7 protein-coding genes and 1 riboswitch are annotated in these 6,636 nt (G+C 69.5%); of the genes, 5 read left to right on the top strand and 2 right to left on the bottom strand.

What is annotated here, in order from left to right:
• Positions 1–321: 321 nt before the first annotated feature.
• A complete protein-coding gene (locus tag AC1DR1_RS04885; RefSeq protein WP_364745744.1) occupies positions 322–1,824 on the bottom strand; it encodes an RNB domain-containing ribonuclease in 1,503 nt (500 codons plus the stop codon).
• Positions 1,825–1,862: 38 nt separating this feature from the next.
• Here AC1DR1_RS04885 and AC1DR1_RS04880 point away from each other — a divergent pair, with 38 nt between their 5' ends.
• Positions 1,863–2,537 carry a ferritin-like fold-containing protein gene (locus AC1DR1_RS04880; RefSeq protein ID WP_414645491.1) on the top strand — a complete coding sequence of 225 codons (675 nt, stop codon included), beginning with the start codon at positions 1,863–1,865 and terminating at the stop codon, positions 2,535–2,537.
• A gap of 108 nt (positions 2,538–2,645) precedes the next feature.
• Here AC1DR1_RS04880 and thiE read toward each other — a convergent pair whose 3' ends face one another.
• Complete coding sequence (gene thiE, locus AC1DR1_RS04875; RefSeq protein ID WP_476992243.1) at positions 2,646–3,341, bottom strand: thiamine phosphate synthase; 696 nt, start codon at positions 3,339–3,341, stop codon at positions 2,646–2,648.
• Between the two features lie 26 nt (positions 3,342–3,367).
• Positions 3,368–3,488, top strand: a riboswitch (TPP riboswitch).
• On the opposite strand from thiE, the gene thiO reads away from it, so the two are divergent.
• From thiO to AC1DR1_RS04855, 4 genes are all read left to right on the top strand, one after another.
• On the top strand, positions 3,483–4,823 hold the full coding sequence (gene thiO / locus AC1DR1_RS04870) for a glycine oxidase ThiO (protein WP_476992242.1): 1,341 nt from the start codon (positions 3,483–3,485) through the stop codon (positions 4,821–4,823). (Overlaps the previous riboswitch by 6 nt.)
• Positions 4,820–5,056 (top strand): sulfur carrier protein ThiS, encoded by a 237-nt coding sequence (gene thiS, locus AC1DR1_RS04865; protein WP_229994168.1) that lies wholly within the window; start codon positions 4,820–4,822, stop codon positions 5,054–5,056. The genes thiO and thiS overlap by 4 nt, the downstream gene beginning before the upstream one ends.
• Before the next feature lie 5 nt (positions 5,057–5,061).
• The gene (locus AC1DR1_RS04860; protein ID WP_476992241.1) at positions 5,062–5,886 is read left to right on the top strand and encodes a thiazole synthase; all 825 of its coding nucleotides are present in this window, start codon (positions 5,062–5,064) and stop codon (positions 5,884–5,886) included.
• A 58-nt stretch (positions 5,887–5,944) separates the two neighbouring features.
• Entirely contained in the window at positions 5,945–6,616 is a 672-nt protein-coding gene (locus tag AC1DR1_RS04855) for a 4a-hydroxytetrahydrobiopterin dehydratase (protein ID WP_476992240.1), read from the top strand.
• Positions 6,617–6,636: the final 20 nt, after the last annotated feature.

The following is a 6,636-nucleotide window of genomic DNA, read 5'->3' as shown; positions in this document are numbered from 1 at the left end:
GCGGACCCAACAAGCGGTGCCGGGCCGCATCAGTGACCGACAACGCGACCACCCTCTTGCCAACATCGACAGCAACAACAACGGGTGAATCACCGGCCGCCGCGGCCTGAACAGACATGACAAACACCTCCGAAGGCGTCGGGAGGACCCCGCGGATCAGCCCCGGGTCCTCAAGGGAATCTGATACATCCCGTCCTGACATCTCCGGAGGTGTTTGTGAAGGACAGACTCAACTCATATCAGCTGTACAAGGCCCGGATCCTCGACTGGACCCGTCATCACGCCCCGGGAGCGTGCCGGCTGCGGACTGATAAGGGACGGTCAGCCCACGAGCTCCAGCTGGATTTCGCGTGTGGCGATGTCTGAGGACACCACCCGGACACGGACTTGCGTGCCCGGTTCCAGTTCGCCGGGGCATCGCGCGGTCACGGCGGGCTCGGCGATCTGGACGATCCCGGACGGGCCGTTTCCGTTGCCGTTGGCTTTGCCGCCGTTCCCATTCCCGTTCCCGCTGCCATTGGTGTTGCTCTTCGCCGGTTTGGGGCCGGAGATGACGACGGCGTCGAATTCCTGGCCGACGTGGTTGACGAGCAGCGCCGCCTCCACGGTGTCCAGCGACAGCCGCTCCAGTTTCGCGGCAAGCTGGTCCGAGGTGCCCATGATGGCCGGGAGGGACGGCAGGGCATCCCGGGCCCAGGCCGGAACTTCGGTGCCGTTGCTCAGGGCCTCGCAGATCACCAGCACGAAGCGGTCGACCAGCCGCCGCAACGGCGCCGTGGAATGGGCGTAGGCGGCGCCGATGGCGGACTGGACTGCGGCTCCCGGCACCGTGCCGTCGAAGTGCGTGTACCCGGCACCGCGGAAAAGCATCCCGGCCGAATGCACAATGGCCAGCTGCCGGGGGTCCGTGGGGTCCAGCGTCCGCAGGTACTCGCCGTAGCGCATTTCCCCGTCCCAGGGCTTGCCGAGAGCGTGGGTCTGGCGGTGGAAGTGCCTCAGTGAAGCCTCATCCGGGGCGGGCATGGTGCGCAGGATGCCGACCTTGCCCTGGAGCATGAGCGCGGCGGCGGCCATCCCGGTCATGAGCGAAATCTGGGCGTTCCAGTCCTCCACCGGCAGCGGCGGGGCCGCCACGATCCGGTAGCCGCCGTCGGGCAGCTGCTGGATTTCCTGTTCCGGCATGTTCAGGCTTGCGCCGCCGCGCAGGCGTTCCAGCTCCACCCGCTTGATGCCTACCTCTTTCAGCAACTGCAGCACTGGCGCCGCGGTGCCGGCGTCGAGCTCGGCCTGGACGCCTTTGTAGCTGAGTTTCGCGCGGCTGCGGACCTGTGCCCGGCGCACGAGGACTGAGGTCACCTCTGCCGCGGCGTCGAGCTCGAACTCCCAGACGAACGCCGCGCAGAGCTGCCCGGCGAGCAGGCTGCCGGCGGCCTCGCTGATGATTTCCGGGTGCAGCGGAATCCGGCCGTCCGGAGTGTAGAAGGTCTGGCCGCGGCGCCGGGTCTCGGCGTCGAGCGCGCCGCCCGGGGCGACAAAGGACGGGACGTCGGCGATGGCGTAGAACACCTTGTAGCCGCCGTCGCTCCGTTCGATGAACAGGGCCTGGTCGAGGTCAGTGGACGATGCCGGATCAATGGTCACGAACTCGACATGTGTGAGGTCCAGGTCCGGCAGCTTGTGCTCGGCCACAGCCGCCTCCGCGTCGCGCAACACGTTCTCGGGGAACGGACCGGGAAGTTCCAGCGTGGTGCGCAGCGCCTTGAGAGCCCCGGCAAGCTGGTTCTGCTGCTCGTGGACACTGGGGGTCAGGCGATGATGGGACACGAAAATCAGGGTAGCCCGATTTCCGCTATTAGTCTTGGATGATGAGCGCAACTGCGGACGATCCTGCCCTCTACAACAGCTTCCTGGCGGATCTGCTGGGAGTCATGGCGTACGGCGAGCTTTCTGCCTTCGAACGGCTGTCCTCGAGCGCCCGGTATTCGCCCACGCTGCATGACCGTGCAGTGCTGGGCAGGATGGCCGTGGACGAGTTCCAGCACTACGAACTCGTCCGCGCCCGGCTCGAGCACATGGGCCTGGACACGGAGGCTGCCATGCTGCCGTTCCAGCCCTCAGTGGACCACTTCCACGAGCGCACGCGCCCGGCGGACTGGTACGAGGCGCTCATGAAGGCCTACGTGATCGACACGGTCTCCGCTGACTTTTACAGCGCCGTCGGCCGGTACGTCGACGCCGGGACCCGGGAGCTGATCGGGCAGGTCCGCTCCACGGGCGAGTCTACGGCCGTGCTGCAGGAGCGTCTCAAGGCGGCCCTCGCCGATGACCCCCGGCTCGCGTCGCGCCTGGCGCTGTGGGCCAGGCGCCTGCTGGGTGAGGTCCTGACCCACGCCCAGCGGGTCAGCCTTGAGCACGAGTTCCTCGCCGGGCTCTCGGGGCTGGACGACGCCGACGCCAGGGAGCTGGTCAGCGGCCTGACGGCCGAACTCGCAGCGAACCATGCGCGCAGGATGGCAGGGCTGGGGCTGGCCGGGTAGGTCCAGTACCGAGCGCGAGCCGCGTTGCCGGCGAGGGTGCAGGCCTGGTTGCCGGCCAGGGTGGCCGCGGCCCGGAACGCCGGCGGGCTTGCGGGCCGGGGAACCTGCCTAGGATTCCGCAGCGTCCAGCGCCGCCAGCAGTGCACCCGCGGCGTGGGCCGGATCAGCGGCGTCGGTGATCGCCCGGACCACCACGATCCGCCGGGCGCCGGCCTGGACTACCTGCTCGACGTTGCTGAGGTCGACCCCGCCGATCGCGAACCACGGCACGACCCCGTCGACTTTGCCGGTGCCGTCCGCTTCCGCCCGGCCGATTGCCTGGGCGGCGTAGCGCACCAGGTCGAGGCCGACGGCGGCGCGTCCCGGCTTGGTGGGCGTCGCCCACACGGGTCCCACACAGAAATAGTCGAGTCCTTTACGGCCTGGTGAGGCGGCAATGGCGGCGTCCACCTGTTTCGGGCTGTGGGTGGACAGGCCGATCACGGCATCCTTGCCCAGGAAGCCGCGGGCGGCGTCGAACGAAATGTCCTTTTGGCCGATATGGAACACCGGCGCCCCGGACAAGGAGGCGATGTCAGCCCGGTCATTGACGGCCCACAGCCGTCCGTGGCGCTGTGCTGCCGCGTGAAGGACCTCCAGGAGTTCGAGTTCCTCCGCCGCCTCGAGCGATTTGTCGCGCAGCTGGATGATGTCAACGCCGCCTGCGAAGGCGGCGTCAACGAAGTCCTCGAAGTCGCCGCGGTCCCTGCGGGCGTCGGTGCAGAGGTAGAGGCGGGCGGTGGTGTGGAGGGGGTCCTGGCTCATGGCACCAGCCTAGTTCCTCTAAACTGGGCGCATACCGCGGGAGCCCGCAGCAGCCATGTCGCCGCTGCACGGCTGAGAGGGCGTCAGAGCCGACCGCTTGACCTGATCCGGCTAGTACCGGCGTAGGGAAGGAATTTTTTTATGGGCTCACGAGCCGGCCGCGCAGCCGAAGCCGCAAATGACGCCGCTTCCAGAGTTTGTGACGCCGGGCCCGGTACCGCAGGGGACATCAGCGCCGAAGGCATCACCACAGACATCACCGCAGACGTTGCCGTGATCGGCGGCGGCGTGATCGGCCACGGCATCGCGTTCGAGGCCAGCCGCGCGGGCCGGTCCGTGGTGCTGATCGATGATGCTCCCGGCAGCGGAGCCAGCTGGGCCGCGGCCGGCATGCTGGCCCCCGTGAGCGAGCTGCACTACCAGGAGGAGCAGCTCCTGGAGCTGATGCTTGAGTCCTCCGGGCTGTGGCCCGGATTCGCTGCCGAAGTCGACGCCGGTGCGGGGATGGACGCCGGTGCCGGGGGCACGGAATGCCGGGCCGGTACCGGCTACCTGACGACGCCGACCCTGGCCGTCGGGGCCGACGCGGCGGACCGGCGCGCGCTCGCGGACCTGAGGGAAGTCCAGCAGGCCTGCGGCCTCACCGTCGAACCGGTGACAGTGCGCGAGGCGCGGAGCCGGGAGCCGCTGCTGAGTCCCGGCATCTCGTGCGCCTTCGACATCCCGGCCGATCACCAGGTGGACCCCCGCCTCCTGATCGCCCGGCTCGCCGGCGTGCTCGGCACGGAGGGCGGGAGTTTGATCCGGCGGCGCGCGGCGGGCCTGCTGTGGCAGGACGGACAGGTTGCGGGCGTACGGCTGGCGGGTGGCGGTTTCGTGCGGGCCGCAGAAACCGTCGTCGCCAACGGGCTCGGCGCCGCCGGGCTCGAGGAGCTGCCCGCCGGACTGGCGCTGCCGCTGCGGCCCGTCTACGGCGACATCCTGCGCCTTCGCGTGCCCCCGCATCTTCAGCCGCTGCTCACCGCAACCGTGCGGGGCATGGTGCGCGGGGTTCCGGTGTACATCGTTCCCCGCCAGGACGGCACCGTGGTGATCGGAGCCACCCAGCGCGAGGACGGACCGTCGAATCCGCATGCCGTATCTGCCGGCGGCATCTACCAGCTGCTGCGGGACGCCCAGCAGCTGGTGCCCGCGGTCGCCGAGCTGGAGCTGCTGGAAGCCACGGCCCGGGCCCGGCCCGGCACCCCGGACAACGCCCCGTTGCTGGGGCGGGTCGCGCGCCCGGGCGGCGGGGACGTCCCGGGACTGATCATCGCCACAGGTTTCTTCCGGCACGGCGTCCTGCTGACCCCCGCCGCTGCCGCCGTATGCCGGCAACTCATGGACGGGACGCCGGACCCGCGCTGGGCCGGGTTCCGCCCCGACCGTTTTTCCCGCATCCCGGATACGTCCGGAGACAGCCCCAACAAGGAAGCAGCATGAACATCAGACTGAACGGAACGGAGCGGAGCGTCGCCGACGGCGCCTCCGTCAGCACACTCGTCAGCCAGCTCACGGGCCGCAGCATCGGCCCCGACGGCCGGGCTGCAGACGGGGGCAAACTCGGTGTCGCCGTGGCCCGCAACGCCGAAGTGGTGCCGCGCAGCCAGTGGCACGCCACGGCGCTCGCCGACGGCGACGACGTCGAACTTGTCACGGCAGTCCAGGGAGGATGACCAGCATGAACGAGACGACGTTGGCAGGAACACCGGCCGTACCGGTGACCGGGGCGGTGGCCGACCCGTTCGTGGTCGACGGCGTGGAGCTCAGCTCCCGCCTCATCATGGGTACCGGCGGTGCGCCGAGCCTGGACGGGCTGGGGGCCGCGCTCGTGGCCTCCGGGACCGAACTGACCACGGTGGCGATGCGCCGCTATTCGCCGGCCGAGACGGGCTCGCTGTTCCAGCTGCTCGAGGACCAGCAGATCCGGGTGCTGCCCAACACGGCCGGCTGTTTCACCGCCAAGGATGCTGTCCTCACCGCCGAGCTGGCCCGGGAGGCCCTGGAAACGGACTGGGTCAAGCTCGAAGTCATTGCCGACGAGCACACCCTGCTGCCGGACGCAGTCGAACTCGTGGACGCCACCGAACAGCTCGTGGCCCGCGGCTTCAAGGTCTTCGCCTACACCAACGACGACCCCGTGCTTGCCCTCCGGCTCGAAAACCTCGGCGCGACGGCCGTGATGCCGCTGGGCGCCCCGATCGGCACCGGTCTGGGCATCCTGAACCCGCACAACATCGAGCTGATCGTCTCGCGCGCGTCCGTGCCCGTGGTGCTGGATGCCGGGATCGGCACGGCCTCGGACGCGGCCCTGGCGATGGAAATCGGCTGCGACGCCGTGCTGCTGGCCACGGCCGTGACCCGGGCGCAGAATCCCGTGCTCATGGGGGAGGCCTTCAAACACGCCGTCATCGCCGGTAGGCTGGCAAAAAAGGCTGGCAGGATCCCGCGCCGCGAGCACGCGCTGGCGTCCTCGGCGATGGAAGGCCGGGCCGAATTCCTCTGAGTCCGGCCGCTCCCGGTAGGCCGCCAGTCTTGTCGGTCAACCAGTCAAGGAGACTGTCATGGCAGCCACGGACGACATCCTCACCCGCCCCCAGCTCGACGAAGCGCTGGCGGGCTTGCCGGACTGGCGGTACCGCCTCGGCGGGCTGGTGACCGTGTACAAGGCGCCGACGGCGGCCGCGGCACTGGAGCTGATCACCGCCGTCGGGCGCCTCGCCGAAGAGCAGAACCACCACCCGGACCTGGACTGGCGCTACAACCGGGTCTTTCTTCGCTACAGTTCCCATGACGCCGGCACCGAGGTGACGCCGAGGGACGTCAAAGCGGCGACGGCGGCCAGCGTGGCGGCCGCCGCAGTCGCTGCCACCGCGCAACCGGGGCTGTACCGGACGGTGGAAGTGGCCATCGATTCGGACAATCCCGCCGGGATTTCGGAGCTCTGGCGGGTCGCCCTCGGTTACCGCAAGGGCAGGTTCGGGGATCTCACCGACCCCTACGGCCGCGGCCCCTCGCTCTGGTTCCAGGAAACCTCCACCCCGAACGCCAACCGCATCCACCTGGACATCCACCGGAGCAAGGCCGAGTCCGGCTCCGTACTGGAGAAGACCGCGGCTACCGGGGCCTCAATGAACCGTGACCACGCACCCAACTGGGTGGTGGTCACGGATGCGCAGGGAAACCGTCTGTGCCTGTGCACCGAAGACGGCCACGGGCCGGACCTGCCGGCGTAGGGCAGCCCCCCTTGACGGGG

The sequence above is a fragment of the Arthrobacter sp. P4_F10 genome (genome assembly GCF_056401435.1).
This window is presented reverse-complemented; position numbering and strand designations above follow the sequence as displayed.

What these genes read in the sequence shown, in the direction of transcription:
- AC1DR1_RS04880 (WP_414645491.1), top strand. Translation starts at nt 1,863, where the DNA reads ATGATGAGCGCAACTGCGGACGATCCTGCCCTCTACAACAGCTTCCTG.
- thiE (WP_476992243.1), bottom strand. Translation starts at nt 3,341, where the DNA reads ATGAGCCAGGACCCCCTCCACACCACCGCCCGCCTCTACCTCTGCACC.
- thiO (WP_476992242.1), top strand. Translation starts at nt 3,483, where the DNA reads ATGGGCTCACGAGCCGGCCGCGCAGCCGAAGCCGCAAATGACGCCGCT.
- thiS (WP_229994168.1), top strand. Translation starts at nt 4,820, where the DNA reads ATGAACATCAGACTGAACGGAACGGAGCGGAGCGTCGCCGACGGCGCC.
- AC1DR1_RS04860 (WP_476992241.1), top strand. Translation starts at nt 5,062, where the DNA reads ATGAACGAGACGACGTTGGCAGGAACACCGGCCGTACCGGTGACCGGG.
- AC1DR1_RS04855 (WP_476992240.1), top strand. Translation starts at nt 5,945, where the DNA reads ATGGCAGCCACGGACGACATCCTCACCCGCCCCCAGCTCGACGAAGCG.